At 33.6% G+C, this 15,201-nt stretch carries 14 protein-coding genes; 9 read left to right on the plus strand and 5 right to left on the minus strand.

Features of this window, described 5'->3' with window-relative positions; translation table 11 throughout:
- The first annotated feature begins 387 nt into the window (after nucleotides 1–387).
- The 7 genes from ffh (at nucleotide 388) to KAOT1_RS11210 (ending at nucleotide 6,506) form a co-directional block, all read left to right on the plus strand.
- Nucleotides 388–1,719: a signal recognition particle protein gene (gene ffh, locus KAOT1_RS11180; protein ID WP_007094920.1), complete on the plus strand. Its 1,332-nt coding sequence runs from the start codon at nucleotides 388–390 to the stop codon at nucleotides 1,717–1,719.
- Nucleotides 1,720–1,798: 79 nt separating this feature from the next.
- The gene (locus tag KAOT1_RS11185; protein WP_007094921.1) at nucleotides 1,799–2,167 is read left to right on the plus strand and encodes a four helix bundle protein; all 369 of its coding nucleotides are present in this window, start codon (nucleotides 1,799–1,801) and stop codon (nucleotides 2,165–2,167) included.
- Between the two features lie 57 nt (nucleotides 2,168–2,224).
- Complete coding sequence (locus KAOT1_RS11190) at nucleotides 2,225–3,103, plus strand: bifunctional 5,10-methylenetetrahydrofolate dehydrogenase/5,10-methenyltetrahydrofolate cyclohydrolase (protein ID WP_007094922.1); 879 nt, start codon at nucleotides 2,225–2,227, stop codon at nucleotides 3,101–3,103.
- Nucleotides 3,104–3,308: 205 nt separating this feature from the next.
- On the plus strand, nucleotides 3,309–3,875 hold the full coding sequence (locus tag KAOT1_RS11195) for a hypothetical protein (RefSeq protein WP_007094923.1): 567 nt from the start codon (nucleotides 3,309–3,311) through the stop codon (nucleotides 3,873–3,875).
- Between the two features lie 135 nt (nucleotides 3,876–4,010).
- On the plus strand, nucleotides 4,011–4,448 hold the full coding sequence (locus KAOT1_RS11200) for an SRPBCC family protein (RefSeq protein ID WP_007094924.1): 438 nt from the start codon (nucleotides 4,011–4,013) through the stop codon (nucleotides 4,446–4,448).
- Complete coding sequence (locus KAOT1_RS11205; RefSeq protein WP_007094925.1) at nucleotides 4,448–5,299, plus strand: hypothetical protein; 852 nt, start codon at nucleotides 4,448–4,450, stop codon at nucleotides 5,297–5,299. The genes KAOT1_RS11200 and KAOT1_RS11205 overlap by 1 nt, the downstream gene beginning before the upstream one ends.
- Before the next feature lie 88 nt (nucleotides 5,300–5,387).
- The gene (locus tag KAOT1_RS11210; RefSeq protein ID WP_007094926.1) at nucleotides 5,388–6,506 is read left to right on the plus strand and encodes a DUF2914 domain-containing protein; all 1,119 of its coding nucleotides are present in this window, start codon (nucleotides 5,388–5,390) and stop codon (nucleotides 6,504–6,506) included.
- A 176-nt stretch (nucleotides 6,507–6,682) separates the two neighbouring features.
- Here KAOT1_RS11210 and KAOT1_RS11220 read toward each other — a convergent pair whose 3' ends face one another.
- The 4 genes from KAOT1_RS11220 to KAOT1_RS11235 all read right to left on the minus strand — a co-directional run bounded on the left by KAOT1_RS11220 (nucleotide 6,683) and on the right by KAOT1_RS11235 (nucleotide 12,701).
- The gene (locus KAOT1_RS11220; RefSeq protein ID WP_007094927.1) at nucleotides 6,683–9,391 is read right to left on the minus strand and encodes a carboxypeptidase-like regulatory domain-containing protein; all 2,709 of its coding nucleotides are present in this window, start codon (nucleotides 9,389–9,391) and stop codon (nucleotides 6,683–6,685) included.
- A 70-nt stretch (nucleotides 9,392–9,461) separates the two neighbouring features.
- Nucleotides 9,462–10,280, minus strand: a complete 819-nt coding sequence (locus KAOT1_RS11225; protein ID WP_007094928.1) for a GLPGLI family protein — start codon at nucleotides 10,278–10,280, stop codon at nucleotides 9,462–9,464.
- Nucleotides 10,281–10,564: 284 nt separating this feature from the next.
- Nucleotides 10,565–12,076, minus strand: a complete 1,512-nt coding sequence (locus KAOT1_RS11230) for an NADP-dependent isocitrate dehydrogenase (protein WP_007094929.1) — start codon at nucleotides 12,074–12,076, stop codon at nucleotides 10,565–10,567.
- 238 nt (nucleotides 12,077–12,314) lie between these two features.
- Nucleotides 12,315–12,701, minus strand: a complete 387-nt coding sequence (locus tag KAOT1_RS11235; protein WP_007094930.1) for an HU family DNA-binding protein — start codon at nucleotides 12,699–12,701, stop codon at nucleotides 12,315–12,317.
- A gap of 653 nt (nucleotides 12,702–13,354) precedes the next feature.
- On the opposite strand from KAOT1_RS11235, the gene KAOT1_RS22935 reads away from it, so the two are divergent.
- Both KAOT1_RS22935 and KAOT1_RS11240 read left to right on the plus strand, forming a co-directional pair.
- Nucleotides 13,355–13,528: a hypothetical protein gene (locus KAOT1_RS22935; RefSeq protein ID WP_007094931.1), complete on the plus strand. Its 174-nt coding sequence runs from the start codon at nucleotides 13,355–13,357 to the stop codon at nucleotides 13,526–13,528.
- A 141-nt stretch (nucleotides 13,529–13,669) separates the two neighbouring features.
- Entirely contained in the window at nucleotides 13,670–14,191 is a 522-nt protein-coding gene (locus KAOT1_RS11240) for a hypothetical protein (RefSeq protein WP_007094932.1), read from the plus strand.
- A 256-nt stretch (nucleotides 14,192–14,447) separates the two neighbouring features.
- Here KAOT1_RS11240 and KAOT1_RS11245 read toward each other — a convergent pair whose 3' ends face one another.
- Nucleotides 14,448–15,020 carry a hypothetical protein gene (locus tag KAOT1_RS11245; protein ID WP_007094933.1) on the minus strand — a complete coding sequence of 191 codons (573 nt, stop codon included), beginning with the start codon at nucleotides 15,018–15,020 and terminating at the stop codon, nucleotides 14,448–14,450.
- Nucleotides 15,021–15,201: the final 181 nt, after the last annotated feature.

A 15,201-nucleotide genomic window follows, 5' to 3' on the forward strand; every position in this document is an offset into this window, starting at 1 on the left:
GTTAAAAAGGAGTTACAGGTGTCCATTTGCAACAAAAATTATAAAATTAGATTCAAGCGGTTTCCAAATTGACAAATATTTCAACAAACTTCCTTTCGATATTTTTAAAAGGTATTTAGATATGAGATATGCACCAAAGTTTAATCCGTTTGTAAATTTAGTTTTAATTTTACTTATATACAGTTTTTAGATATATCAATCTACGAAGAATATCAAAGTTTATATTTTTTTGGCTTCTTTGGGAAGTATTATGGTTAAAAGGAGTGTTATTAAACATTCTATCCTAAAAAAAGAAGCTACTCAACGTCCAAAACGAGCAGGCATAAACTTTTAAAATTTAGAAGTTTCCACTATCTTTGCCACTTCTCAAAAAAAGAATACGAAGGTATGTTTAATAATTTAAGTGAAAAGCTAGATAAAGCGATGCATGTTCTTAAAGGACATGGAAGTATAACGGAAGTAAATGTTGCAGAGACTTTAAAAGAAGTCCGTAGAGCCTTACTTGATGCCGATGTGAACTTTAAAATTGCAAAAGATTTTACAAAACGTGTAAAAGAAAAAGCTTTAGGACAAAACGTACTTACTACTTTACAGCCAGGACAGTTAATGGTAAAAATCGTAAAAGATGAACTTACCGACTTAATGGGTGGTGACGCCGCAGGAATCAACTTGTCAGGGAAACCATCAATTATATTGATGTCTGGTTTGCAAGGTTCTGGTAAAACAACTTTTTCTGGAAAACTTGCCAATTATTTGAAGAATAAAAAAACAAAGAAACCTTTATTAGTTGCTTGTGATGTATATCGTCCGGCGGCAATCGATCAATTACATGTTGTTGGAGATCAGATTAAGGTTGATGTGTATTCTGATAAAGGAAATAATGATCCTGTTGCCATTGCTCAAGCAGGAATTGCACACGCAAAACAAAACGGACACAATGTAGTTATTATCGATACCGCAGGTCGTTTGGCAGTTGATGAAGCCATGATGACTGAAATTGCAAATATTCATAAAGCTATTGAGCCACAAGAAACCTTATTTGTGGTAGATTCTATGACTGGTCAGGATGCCGTGAATACAGCAAAAGCCTTTAATGATATCTTAAATTTTGACGGAGTTATTTTAACAAAGTTGGATGGTGATACACGTGGTGGAGCAGCGATTTCTATTAAATCGGTTGTAAACAAACCAATCAAATTTATTGGTACAGGTGAAAAGATGGAAGCAATTGATGTCTTTTATCCTTCACGTATGGCAGATCGTATTCTAGGAATGGGAGACGTTGTTTCGTTAGTAGAAAGAGCGCAAGAGCAATTTGATGAAGAAGAAGCAAGAAAGTTACAAAAGAAAATTGCAAAAAATCAGTTTGGTTTTGACGATTTCTTAAAGCAAATACAGCAAGTGAAAAAAATGGGGAACATGAAAGACTTAGTCGGCATGATTCCTGGAGCTTCCAAAGCCATGAAAGGAATGGAAATTGAAGACGACGCTTTTAAACATATTGAAGCGTTAATCCATTCTATGACTCCTGCAGAACGCTCAAAACCATCAATGATAAACGCCAGTCGTAAAAAGCGTATTGCTAAAGGTGCTGGACGTTCGGTACAAGAAATGAATCAATTGCTAAAGCAGTTCAACCAAATGAGCAAGATGATGAAAATGATGCAAGGTGGTGGCGGAAGAAAGCTGATGCAAATGATGAAAGGAATGGGACGCTAGTTTACTTAATAGTCTCAGTTTTTCAGTTGGCAGTTTTCGATATTACTTCTTTGGAAAAATATAAAATATTAGAAATAAAATGGATTTTCAAAAGTTATTAGCATATCAAAAATCGTATGATTTGGCAATGCAAATTTTTGAAATCAGCAAAAAGTTTCCAAAAGAAGAAGTGTATTCATTGACAGATCAAATAAGACGATCATCAAGGTCAATAACTGTAAATATTGCTGAAGCTTACAGGAAACGTAAATATGTAAAACATTTTATAAGTAAGTTAACCGATGCAGACGCTGAAAATTCAGAAACGACTGTTTGGTTAAATTTTGCATTATCCTGTGAATACATTACATCATCAGAAGCAGAAAAATTAAAGATTTTAAGTGAAGAAGTAGGAAAGTTACTTAATTATATGATGCGTTATCCTGATAAGTTTGGGGTAGTTATTTAAAACTGAAAACTGGCGACAGGCAACTGAATACTAAGCAACAACACAACACAACTATACATGATTTTATTAGATGGAAAAAAGGTATCAAATGATATCAAGGACGAAATAGCACAGGAAGTCCAAAAAATGAAAGATCGCGGAGAAAAAGTTCCGCATTTGGCTGCCGTTCTGGTTGGAGATGATGGTGCAAGTTTAACGTACGTTGGAAGTAAAGTTCGCGCCTGCGAACGTGTAGGGTTTGAATCTACATTGGTGCGTATGTCAAATACGACTTCAGAGCTTGAACTTTTAAAGAAAATTCACGAGTTGAATGATAACGATGATATTGACGGATTTATCATTCAATTACCATTACCACCACAAATTAATACACAAAAAGTATTAATGGCTGTGCATCCAGACAAAGATGTTGATGGTTTCCACCCTGAAAACTTTGGAAAAATGGCATTAGACATGTCTACTTTTATTCCAGCAACACCTTTTGGAATTTTAGAACTCTTAGAACGTTATGACGTAGAAACCAAAGGTAAACACACTGTTGTGATAGGAAGAAGTCATATTGTTGGTAGACCGATGAGTATTTTAATGGGAAGACGTGGTTTTCCTGGAAACTCGACTGTTACGCTAACACACAGTCACACCAAAAACATTACACAAATTACGTGTCAGGCAGACATTATCATTACCGCATTGGGACAACCAAATTTCTTAAAAGCAGAAATGGTAAAAGATGATGCCGTTGTTATTGATGTCGGAATCACACGTGTTCCCGATGAAACTAGAAAAAGAGGATATCGCATTACAGGTGATGTAGACTTTGAAAATGTAAGTAAAAAAACAAGTCATATTACACCAGTTCCTGGTGGAGTTGGACCGATGACTATTGCGATGTTACTAAAAAACACTTTATTGGCAAGAGAACGTCACAGAGTATAAAAATAGAAAATAGACTTTATCATATACAAAAGCGATCTTTGGATAAGATCGCTTTTTTTTGTGAGCAGATTTCTCTCGTTTTACAAAATCAACTGATTTACAATGAGTTAAAACATCGAATATTCAGGGCGATAATAGAATAAAATAGATAAATAGCGAGAAAATATGTATGTTTAAGTAAGTAATTAACCAAAAAACTTTACAAATGAAAACAACAAAAAAAGCTAGCTTACTACTCGTCTTGTGTCTCTTATTTTTATATTCATGTGAAAATAAAGAAAATAAGCAATCTGACAACAAAGCGAAAACGGAATCATCAACTGACACCGAAATGGACACTAAAAAAAGTGCAAAAAAGGAACAAGAAATGATTGTCGCAAAGATGGATAAAGGCAAAATTGTATTAACAAACAAAAAGGAAGTTGTCTCAATGTTAGAAAAGAAAATGACGGCTGACCAAGTTTCCAGAATGGATATGAGTTCCTTGAAAATTGATGTCAGCAAAGCTACAGATAATGAAAAGATTGAAGTTGTGCAACTCATTATATCAAGCAAAGACAAAACGGAAAAAACTGCTTATTTATTGAAGCGTAGAGCAAATGGATATGATGTTTCCGCAACAGCGACTACTGTAAGTTGTAAAGGTTGTGCTACAGGATGTAATCCAAAACGAGCTGTTGATGGTACAGGATATTGTACAGCTTGCCACGCAGCCGATGGTAAATGTGAAAAAACAGAAACACTACAAGCAACGGCAGGAATCGAGAAATAAATGACTAAAATCAAATTCTAAAAGCTGAAAATCTACGGTAGATTTTCAGCTTTTTTTGTTTACGTTTTTATGAGACATAATTTTACTACTTTTACCAAACACCTAAAATCTAACACCCAACACAAAACACCAAAAATGAAAACCTCTGAACCACCAGTAATCGTTTCACAAAATTTTACACAATCTGTTGAAACGGTATGGAATGCTATCACAGAAGTTTCACAAATGCGCCAATGGTTTTTTGATACTATTCCCGATTTTAAAGCTGAAGTTGGTTTTCAGACGCAGTTTAATGTCAAAGCGCCTTCACGAGATTTTATGCATTTGTGGGAAATCACAGAAGTCATTCCGCAACAAAAAATTGTTTTCAACTGGAAATATGAAAATTACGTAGGTGATTCATTTGTTACGTTTCAACTCCTTCCACAAAATGGAGAAACACAACTTACATTAACCACAAAAGTTATTGAAGACTTTTCTGATGAAATTCCAGAGTTTAAGCGAGAAAGTTGTGTTGCTGGCTGGAATTATTTTATCAAACAACAACTGTTCGAGTTTTTAAATAATTTGTAATGAGACAAGAAATATCTGTAAATAAAGCAATTAAAAGAGGACATTTAATGGTAAATGTTCCCGTGACGATTACACTTATTGGCTGTCCTGCACTTGCATTTTACCTTTCCAAACAAAACTTAATTCCTAGTTGGGGAATTGCTGTTGGTTTCGTCATTGGATTCTTAGTTGCTTGGTTAATTTGGAGTTACATGATTACCAAATGGAGAATTTGGGCATTTGAAAATGTTCGAAATGTACATGAATTAAAGAAAAGAGCTGTTCAAGAAAAACTAATTTGGGAAGATGGAAGCATGTTTGAAAAAACTGAAATTAGAAACTGGGAAGACAAACAAAAGTTAAAAAAGCTTGAAAGGAAATTTGAAAAAGAAGATGTATATCGTGAAGATCACAATTTGCCTCCCAAAACAGAAATTTACTATTCCAAAACACATAATTATGTAGAACTAAGTGTATCACTTCTATTAATTGGTGTTGGTAGTTTTTTATTATTTGGTAGCGCTGAAAATAGTCCCTTTTATGGCGGCGCATTATTTGCTTTTGGTTTGTACAGTTTGGTAAAGTATTTGATAAAAGTTTCCAATACAAAACCACATATTATCATAGATGCTAATGGAATTCAAACAAAAAATGTAGCTTTTAAAGACTGGTCAGTGATCTCAGAAGAAGAAGTGCTGCAAGAAGGTTATGGAAATACTTCTAAATCCTTTTTAGGATATTGCTATCATCATGGTAATGAACACGATTATTTTTATGAGAAAATAGAAATTAACGAGCTAAATGTAGATACACAAATGTTAGAAAATATCTTAAGAACGTATAGAATTAGATACACCAAAAACAAAAAATAATATGGTGATTTTCTTTAGATTTAATCTATTTTTGACTTAGAGGAATCGAAGTTTTTTGAAATCCTATCTTTGAACTCTATCAATTCATATGAAAAGAACGCTAGTCAAATTTCGAAATAGTAAATTCAGAAGATTCATCAGAAGACATGAAAAATATGCACCGATTTTATTTTTTATCGGTGGTTTTATTTTTGATTCTTTAACGTTAGGCAGAATTGACAGAATGTACGATTTAGTCGTACTCACTTCACACATGACCTTACTAACAATCACGCTTTATCTTTTTAATCTGGCAGATGATGGCAAATGGAAAAACACCTTTTTAGAAAGATACGAAGAATACTTTCCACTCGTAATTCAGTTCTTTTTTGGCGGACTTTCCAGCGCCTATGTTATTTATTTTTCAAGAAGTGTTTCGCTTTCCAAAACAGCTGCTTTTTTTATAATTCTGGTCTTGCTTTTGCTTGCTAATGAATTTCTAAAGAAAAGAATTTCCAATAAAAACCTACAATTCGGAACATATTACTTTATCAGTTTTATATTCTTTGTCTTTATGATTCCCGTGATTATCAAGGAAATGGATACTTCTATCTTTATAGCTTCAGGAATTGTAAGTACGGTGCTAACGCTAACGCTAATCTTAACGATTTATATTTCAAGTCCAACCACAAGAGCCGAAGTTCAACTAGGAAAACTATTTGGTATTATTGCTGCAATTTACATCTGTATCAATACTTTATACTATTTCAGAATGATTCCGCCTGTACCGCTTGCGTTGGCAGAAGGAATGGTAGCCCACAATATTACCAAACAAAATAGCAATTATATAGTTACTTACGAAGCTGATGCTTGGTATATTTTTTGGCGAACGCACAAAGTAAAATTCTACCATCACGTAAACGAAAAAGTATATGTATATTCTTCCATATTTGCACCAACGGATTTAAACAAAGAAGTTTCGCACCGTTGGAGTTATTACAATCCTGAAGAAGAAATTTGGGAAGTAACAGACGAAATGAGTTATGAAATCACTGGCGGACGTGACGAAGGTTACCGCGGATTTACCTACAAAGAAAATATCATTAGTGGAAAGTGGAGAGTTGATGTCGTTACCAAAGAAGAATCACTATTACTTGGAGTCATTGAATTTGAAATCATTTCTGAAGCTCCTAAAAAACCACCAAAACTTGTCACTAAGAAATTCTAGATTTTATATTATTTTAATTTTTGAAATTAGAGGAATGAAACCCAGTTTCTTAGAAAAATTTATCAATACAGTAGAAACAACTTCCATAATACTCAAAAGAAGTAAACACAATAAAAAAGCCGAACAATATTCTCTCGATTATTATTCGGCTTTTATAATTAAAGTTTATATCAATTTTATAATGTATACACAAATCTAAAAGTAATAAATCGTGGTTGAATAAACGTTTCCTGACTAAACACCGAAATGTTATTGGCGCTGTTTCGTACTTGCGCATCAATGTTTAACAAGTTAGTTGCTTTAATTTCATATTCCCATTTGGCATCTCTATTTTTTCTATACGAAAGTGTTGCATTCCATGTTTGGAACGATTGCGAATTTCCATTTCCTAAATCTTGATTTGTATATGTATAATCTGTTCGGAATGTAATGCGTTTCCAAATGTAAGCATCAAAATCAAACGTAGTGGCATTTGTCACAAACTGAGTATCTCGTCCTCCTTGTTGATTGTCGGTAACACTATAGCTATGGCGTAATCGAACGTTCGGAGCAATTTTAAAATTGGTGCGAATCTCAGGAACATAGGTTTGCGTAAATCCTTCATTTATAGAACGTCGTTGCTGAATAAACTGATTGATTTTACTATAGTTAAATCTCCCAAAAATGCTCGCTCTTACTTTTCCAAACGTACGTTGCACACGTCCAACAACGCTTACATTTTCATCAGCAAAACTAGAATTAAAGAATGTTCCTGTTCTAATCACACTTTCAAAGTTTGTCAAGCCACGAATTTGGTCAATGTTACTTGAATACGAAGCTCTCGCAAATACATTTGTATAGTTAAAAAGGTTGAAACTTGTATAAATTAAACTCACATTGTGCGACAACGCATTCTCCAATGTTGGTTCTCCAAATTGGTAACTATTAAAGTTGTTCATCACCAAACCTTCAGCCAAACGTGTCACGTCAGTAAACTGATTGCGCATTTGGTAGCGTAACGTTAAGGCTTCACTCTTTTTAAACTGAATTCGCGTTTCAAAATCAGGCAAAATTCTAAAGAAATTATCATCGTATTCTACACCAAACTGACTGTTTTTATTTCCATACGCATGCACTGAAAAACCTGGTGTAAACGTAAACTTTCCACTTTTTAAACGATAATGAAATCCTAAGTAGATGTCACTAAAGTTATATTCAATATCATTCGTTGCACGTCCATCATTAAAACTTGGTGTAGGATTTAAAGTCAATCCTGGTCCTAAAAATTGAAATAAGTTTGAATTGAATTGCTGATTACTCAAAATTGTACCAAACGTAATGTTGATGTTACTTCGCGCATTCAAAATATTATAATAATCCAATTTCGCATCAAATTGATTCGATTTGATACGTCTGTTTTGCCCAAGATTGTATTGCTCTGTCGTTGTATCCAAACCTAAAGCCTGTGCAGTAGTATCAAACGCACTATCGTCTTCGTTATCTAAAATTGCGTTGTAAAAAGGATCTTCATTTTTAATTAAATGCTGCGCTTCGAGTGCAAAAATATTATTCTCGTTGAGTGTGTAATAATAATTTAAATTTTGATTGAAACTGTATGGAGTCACCTCATCTATTTGGTTTGTTGTTCCAATAACTGATGAAAATGCACCTTGATTTTGCGTGTCGTTGGAAACACGACCAATCACGTCATAATCCAATTGATTGTTGAAATTCGGCTGATACGAAGCACTTAATTTTGCCACAACTTGGTCAGAACGCTCTCTGCTTCGTTGTTCGGTTGCTTCATCAGGAATGCCTAATTCTGGATCGGTATATTGTACCAAACTTGATTCTCTTGATAAAATTCGGCTACTACTGTAGATTAAAAATCCGCTTAAATCCAAGGCTTTATTTGGTGAATAACTAAAGTTTCCAGTGGCAAGTTTGCTTTCTATTTCTAAGGCATTGTTTTGATTCGTCAAAAAGTTCAACCCATTATCTCCAAGATTAATGTTGGTTCCACTACTTCTGCTTGGCGCACGAAAACCTCCTGTAAAACCTCGAATATCACGTCGCGACAACGCAACTTCTCCAATATTATTTACATCTCCAATAAAATTGATGCTATACTTCGGACTGTAATAGAATAGTTTGGGTTGAAATAAATAGAGTTCATTATCTGGCGAAGAACCACTTCCTGCCGTAATATTTCCAAACCAAAAGTTTTCCTTTCCTTCTTTTAATTTAATATTTATGGCAACATTATCCTGATTATTCGTGACGCTTCGCAACTGTCCAACTTCCGAATAGTTACGCAATACCTGAATTTTATCTACTGCTTTTGAAGGAATATTTTTTGTGGCTAATTTGGTATCTCCATCAAAAAAATCTTTTCCGTTTACCATCAATTTATTCACAACTTTCCCTTCTACTTCTACTTGACCATCTTCGTTGATTTCTACGCCAGGCAATTTTTCCAGCACATCTTCTAGCTTCCGCTCAGTTCCGTTTTTAAAAGAATCTGCATTGTAAACAAGTGTATCACCTTTAATCGTCACAGGCATCTCGTAAGTCAACTCAACAGCTTCGAGCGAGTTGCTTTTGTTCATGATAAAATCTTTGGTAATATCAACTTCTTTTGAGGAAAGTTCTTCTTCTACATTTTTTAAACCAATGTAACTTACTTGAATTTTATAAGTCGTGTTTTTGGTTAATTTAAGTCTGTATTTTCCAAACTTATCCGTAATTCCGTAAGATTCTAGGGTATTTGTTTGTTTGTTTAAAGCAATAACGTTTGCTAATTCTAGTGGTTTGTTAAGGCTATCTTTTACAACTCCTTCCATTTTAATTTGTGCAAAAGCGAAGTTTGCTGCAAACAATAGGAAAATACAAAGTATTTGTTTCATCAGTGTGTTTTAGTTAGTTTTTTATTTAGACTAGAATTTAAGATAAAAGTTTAATACTAAACTAAAAAACTTAACCGCGTCTTCTTCTGCGATTGTTCATCATTTCTTGCATTTTCCCTTTGATGGTTTCTTGGTATTTACTTTTGGTGATTTCTTTTCCGCCTTTTGGCGCTTGAATTTTAACTTCTTCTCCTGGATTTATGACAATTTTAGAACACAACATCGTTGTATTTCCAGCGCTTACTTCTAAGATTAATCCTGGTAATCCCCAATATTCTGCTGGTCCATGACTTACCGGAACTTGTGGCGTGTACCAAGCTTCAACTTCTACCATAGGAACGTCTGGTGTTCCATCACCATCTTCGTCTTTTCTTCTGAGATCGCTCCATGAAAAATTGTACCAAGCCAAGTCGTCTTGTGATATGCTCGCTGTTGCTTTGAAGCACATGTATTGTCCAATTTGTTTCGTTTCTTTGCCCATTTTCCATTCAATTGTGTGCAATTTATCTTTTACTAGGAACTTTTTTCCATAAAATTCCTGACTTTGCACTAAAGCAGAATCTTTTACATTTTTATATTGGTAACCTCTTGAAAAGTTAGCGCCCCAAGAATCTGTAGCTCCTGAGATTGCATCTAGTTTGTCTTCTTCTTTAAAAACGGATGCTTCTTTGTCAAAACTTAATACGTATGTTTTTTCCAATCTGTTTTTTAACCGTGCTGCCACATCTTTTTTCTGGGCTTCGCTCAATCGTGCGCCCCAACTTCCTAGTTGCATTTTAGATTTGGAAAAATAATAGGCTTTTCCTTGAAATTGCTGTACTTCGCCAGTTTTGAACGAAAGCAGTGCAATAAATGAAAGTGCTAAAAATTTAAGTAGTAGTGATTTCATGGTGTACGGTTATATTAATTTTGTTTAACAAATATAAACAAAGATTAAACAGTTTAGACGTTTTTTAAGAAATATTAACAGTATTTTACGTGTAAGCACTTTGTTTTCAGTCGTTTATTTTTGATAAGAGAACATTCAAACAAGCAGCAATCGACTTTGAGTTCTATCTGCAGAAGCGTTTTTAGTATAGAAGATAAAAACAAAATAAAAGCCGAACAATACTTTGCACACACGTATTGTTCGGCTTCAAGCTAAATATATAATAACACTTACTACTACTCTTTTTATTCTCCTTGTCCGAGTGAGAAACCGCGTTTCCCATCAAATTCGTACAAGTTTTCTGTTTTGATGACTTCATACCCTATTTCGTTAATGTTTGATAATAAGGCAAGAATTTGTTCAAAATCTACAGGCATGTATTTTGGTTTTTCTCCGTTAATTACCGCATCTGTGGCAACAAATCGGCAACGCCAGTGATCTGTACAGTAGGTTTCTGGTAATCCGTTTGGATATACTTTGACACCACGATTGGTAATCATTTTGAGTTTTAGTTTGTAGGATTGTAAACTTGCTAAAGCATCGCCAATCTCTTGCGGATTAGAGCCTTGCCAGTTGATAAATACATCCGTTCCTACTAAGGCTTGCTCCTGCTTTGGTCTGTTATATTCAGGAATTTGAATGTTTCCTACATTTTCGTCAATAGTACTTGGCGTTAATTGCTGCGGAGTTTTTCCTAAGTTTTCAATTACTTTATCGGCAAATTCACTGGTAGACATTTTTTGTTTGCTTTGTCCTTCTTTGTAAATATCTGCAGTGTGATATCCTTGCTCTATTGTGGTTAGCCAAGCATTTTTTATTTTGTTGGCGATGTTAGCTTTTCCAATATGAATCAACATCATTACCGCAGCATTCAATAATCCTGAAGGATTTGCAATGGCTCTCCCTGCAATGTCTGGCGCTGATCCGTGAATGGCTTCAAACATGGCAACATTTTTTCCAACATTTGCAGAACCTGCCATTCCTACAGAACCTGCAATTTCCGCAGCGATGTCAGAAATGATATCTCCATATAAATTTGAAGTTACCACCACATCATAGTTTTCTGGATTTGCTGCTAAACGTGCCGAACCTATGTCAATAATTTGTGATTCACTTTTGATTTCAGGATATTCTGCGGCAATTTCTTTGAATACGTTGTGAAACAAACCATCTGTCAATTTCATAATGTTGTCTTTTACCATGCAAGTCACTTTCTTTCTTCCGTATAGTTTTGCATATTCAAAAGCATAACGTACAATTTTTTCACAACCTGGACGTGTAATCAACTTTAAACATTGTACCACATCTTGTGTTTGTTGATGCTCGATTCCTGCGTATAAATCTTCTTCATTTTCACGAATAATTACAACATCCATGTTTGGGAAATGTGTCTGCACATACGGATGTAATGCATTTACAGGACGTACATTTGCAAAAAGTCCGAGTGATTTACGCAAGGTAACATTTAAGCTTTTGTATCCTTTTCCTTGTGGCGTTGTAATAGGAGCTTTTAAGATAATTTTATTTCGGTTGATGGCTTCCCAAGACTTCTTTTCAATTCCTGATGAGTTTCCTGATAAGTATACCTTTTCACCGACTTCAATAATTTCAGGTTCAATATTTGCGCCACTCGCTTCTAAGATTTTTAGGGTCGCTTTCATTATTTCTGGACCGATTCCGTCACCGTAAGCCACGGCAACTTTTGTTTTAGTAGCGGTATGTTGTGCTTGTGTAACCTGTGTTTTGATATTCTCCATCGTGTTGTTTTTTTAATATTACACTGCAAAGATCAAGAATATAATTCATATATTTTTATTTATGTTTTATATGATATATATAAATGGTTTTTATGAATCCTTTTCTTGTTTGGATGAAAATATAAGTATCCATACTTGATGTTTACTTGTTATGAAAGCATAAATAAGCATCACAATAATTGGAAAAATAAAAAGGCTTACCTGTTAGTGATTCAAAGGAAGAAAAAAAAAGATATTACTAAGAATGCTTTTTAAAGCGCACAGTTTTCATCCGATTTTTAAACTCTACACTTGGTCTAAACGTTACATTCACACTTTTGATAGATTGTGCGTTGACTGCTTCGGGAGTATCTTTTCCTTCACTACGAATGTGTGGTGTGAAGGTGCCAAAATCGCCCAATGAAATGCTACTACCATTGCATAGATATTCGGGTAATAAATGCACCAAACCTTGCAATACCGCAATGGTATCTACTTCACTTACTGTAGAAATTGCCGCTAGGCGTTCGCTTAATTGCTTTAAATCTACTTTTTCGCGTGCTGTGGTAGATGCATAATATTTTTTGGAGCCACCACCTGAAACACCTGGCGCACCACGCTCAATAATTTTATATTTTATAGACATGTTCTTCTGTTTTTATTTGATTTGTAAAGAGAAATTAAACACTTCTTCAAGTGATTTTATAAAAAACTCTTTGATGTTTTAAGCTTTTGTTAAATATAAAAAATATTTTTACTACTTAGCAAAAAATAGTTTTCTAGTTAGTAAATAAAAATTTGCTACCTAGTAAAATTTCAAAACCTTTTGACCGTTTAATTAAAAGCTAAAGATAAATTGAGTAAAAGTCGCGGATGTGTTTGCATGTTGGTCTTAAGAAAATTAAAAAATGTAGCAGTAATTCCTTCTTATTTTTAAAGAGAAAAAATCATTGTATAGCTGTAAAGCTTTGTCTATTTTTAAAACATCACATTAATTAGTAACCAAAAAAAAAATTACAAATACTATACTTTATTAACGTGAGTTCGATATAACTATTTCATTATAAAATTGATTGTCAGCAGATTATACTTAATGTCAAATCGAGCATTATTGAAATTAAAATATATTTTAATTGAAGATACCTAGCGTAGCTATCGAGATTCAATCGAAATTTTATTTTTTATAGTGTTCTCTTGAGCTACGCTCGGTATCTGCGATAATGCTCGAACTGACAATTAGTTATTTTTCAGTGAATTATGAACTATATAGTGATTTGTTAAGTCGAACTCACGTTTATTATGAAAAAAAGACAATTAGCAACCTTACGTTTACAGAAAGAAGTAATTTCTAAACTAAAACAATTAGAGATTAACGGCGGTAAGTTAGATATGAAAACTATTAAATCAGATGGAAATTATTGTACACAAGAATGCTCTGGCGGTTGCTCTGGTGCTGGTTCTTGTAATCCGTAGTTTATAGATTTTAGCTTTTTGTGATTTTTATAAAAGGCTTTTAAAAAGACAGAAAATGCGGTGTGTGTTTTCTGTTTTTTTTTATGGAAAGCCGTAAGATTCTTAGTTTGAGGTGTATTATTTTTATTCAAATTGTACTTTATGAAACAAATATTTTTTATTTTAATTGTAGTTTTATTTTCATCTTGTGAGCAAGAAACCTTACCCAAATTTCAGAGTGTAAGAGAAATGCTAAAAGAATCTTCTGATTTTCATGAAGAAAATGGTTCACTAAAATTTATATCTGAAGAAGAATCAAATGTTCATGTTCAAGTATCCAAATCAATTTTAGAGACTGAATCTCGCGAGCTAAAAGAAGAAATTGTAAAAAGGGATATTATCTATGTAGTATTTCAATCTTTTGCTCAAACTAATATTGATCAAATAACAGTCACAGCAATTCCAAATGATTGGGAAGATCATAAAAAGTATTATGATGAATATGCTAAGACAGTAAAAGTAAGTAGAAAAGATGCTATCAAGGTTTTAGAAAAATATTTGTATAGTACTAACTTCTCAATTTTATATGAGAAAAAAGATGGATCTTGGTTCCCTAACAAAAATTTTAGTAAACTAAAATTTGAAAAGTTAAAAGAAGTATTTAATGAAATATACAATCCATAAAACTAAAAAAACCGAACAATACATTCTCACAAATATTGTTCGGTTTCGCTAACTTGTATATAACACTTACTAACTACTTGTATACGATTTTGTCTTTAATAAACTTTATTTAACTTATGAGTTGTATAACTCTTATCTTAATTGCACAACAAAGATCGAGAATAAAGTTTATACATTTTCATTTATGTTTTGTATGATATCTATAAGTTTTATTTATGTGTGGACGTAAGTGTTTTAATAGTAGTGTTTTATGTGATTATTCTTCACGTTTTGTGCATGAAATTTTCCAAAAAGGATAAACAATCTTTTCCGTTTTGTCAACCCATTCGCCAATCCATTTGTAACCTTTATCAGTAATATCATAAAACGTTAAGCGTGAAAAACCTTCGGCGCCATTTGGTGCTTTTTGTGGTTTGTAGAGCACAATTTTCCCATCTTTGGTTTTATTGCCTTCCCAAGAAGATAACGTTGCCGTTGGAGTTGCCGAAGCATAGTAATGTACATACCATTTTAAACTGTCTTTATGAAACTGTCGGATGCTTCCCGAGTGCTTTCCATCTGCTTTTAAGGTTTGATCCTGAATTGCCATTCCATTCATAATGTATGAATATTTCCAGGTCATTTTTACAGGTTTTGCCCAAGTTCCATCGGGATTCCTACTTTCTGAATCGCAGTCGCAGATACCAATCATCGGTTTAAAATCGTCCAATTGTTTAGGCGCTTTCGGATTTTTAATTCCATACGGATCAATGGCTGTAGGTTCGTATTCGCTTTGCGCAAACGTACATGATATGAAAAATATCAACAAGAAAGTGGCTATCGGCTTCATAGAAATGGATTTTAATCTTTTGAAAGATAGTAAATTTTCAGGGATTCAGAGATTTGGTGTTGGTAGTGCGCTTTTTTGAAATATTAGTATGTTAGCATCATTGCGAACTTTTTGGTTTCATAAGAGCAGATTGCCACGACTTTCTACGAAATTCTCGCAAAGACGTTTCAAACAACACTCA

Source organism: Kordia algicida OT-1, from assembly GCF_000154725.1.
In the GTDB taxonomy this organism is placed as follows: domain Bacteria; phylum Bacteroidota; class Bacteroidia; order Flavobacteriales; family Flavobacteriaceae; genus Kordia; species Kordia algicida.

Excerpts from the sequence above, each read along its gene's own strand:
- ffh (WP_007094920.1), top strand. The coding sequence starts at position 388 with ATGTTTAATAATTTAAGTGAAAAGCTAGATAAAGCGATGCATGTTCTT.
- KAOT1_RS11185 (WP_007094921.1), top strand. The coding sequence starts at position 1,799 with ATGGATTTTCAAAAGTTATTAGCATATCAAAAATCGTATGATTTGGCA.
- KAOT1_RS11190 (WP_007094922.1), top strand. The coding sequence starts at position 2,225 with ATGATTTTATTAGATGGAAAAAAGGTATCAAATGATATCAAGGACGAA.
- KAOT1_RS11195 (WP_007094923.1), top strand. The coding sequence starts at position 3,309 with ATGAAAACAACAAAAAAAGCTAGCTTACTACTCGTCTTGTGTCTCTTA.
- KAOT1_RS11200 (WP_007094924.1), top strand. The coding sequence starts at position 4,011 with ATGAAAACCTCTGAACCACCAGTAATCGTTTCACAAAATTTTACACAA.
- KAOT1_RS11205 (WP_007094925.1), top strand. The coding sequence starts at position 4,448 with ATGAGACAAGAAATATCTGTAAATAAAGCAATTAAAAGAGGACATTTA.
- KAOT1_RS11210 (WP_007094926.1), top strand. The coding sequence starts at position 5,388 with ATGAAAAGAACGCTAGTCAAATTTCGAAATAGTAAATTCAGAAGATTC.
- KAOT1_RS11220 (WP_007094927.1), bottom strand. The coding sequence starts at position 9,391 with ATGAAACAAATACTTTGTATTTTCCTATTGTTTGCAGCAAACTTCGCT.
- KAOT1_RS11225 (WP_007094928.1), bottom strand. The coding sequence starts at position 10,280 with ATGAAATCACTACTACTTAAATTTTTAGCACTTTCATTTATTGCACTG.
- KAOT1_RS11230 (WP_007094929.1), bottom strand. The coding sequence starts at position 12,076 with ATGGAGAATATCAAAACACAGGTTACACAAGCACAACATACCGCTACT.
- KAOT1_RS11235 (WP_007094930.1), bottom strand. The coding sequence starts at position 12,701 with ATGTCTATAAAATATAAAATTATTGAGCGTGGTGCGCCAGGTGTTTCA.
- KAOT1_RS22935 (WP_007094931.1), top strand. The coding sequence starts at position 13,355 with ATGAAAAAAAGACAATTAGCAACCTTACGTTTACAGAAAGAAGTAATT.
- KAOT1_RS11240 (WP_007094932.1), top strand. The coding sequence starts at position 13,670 with ATGAAACAAATATTTTTTATTTTAATTGTAGTTTTATTTTCATCTTGT.
- KAOT1_RS11245 (WP_007094933.1), bottom strand. The coding sequence starts at position 15,020 with ATGAAGCCGATAGCCACTTTCTTGTTGATATTTTTCATATCATGTACG.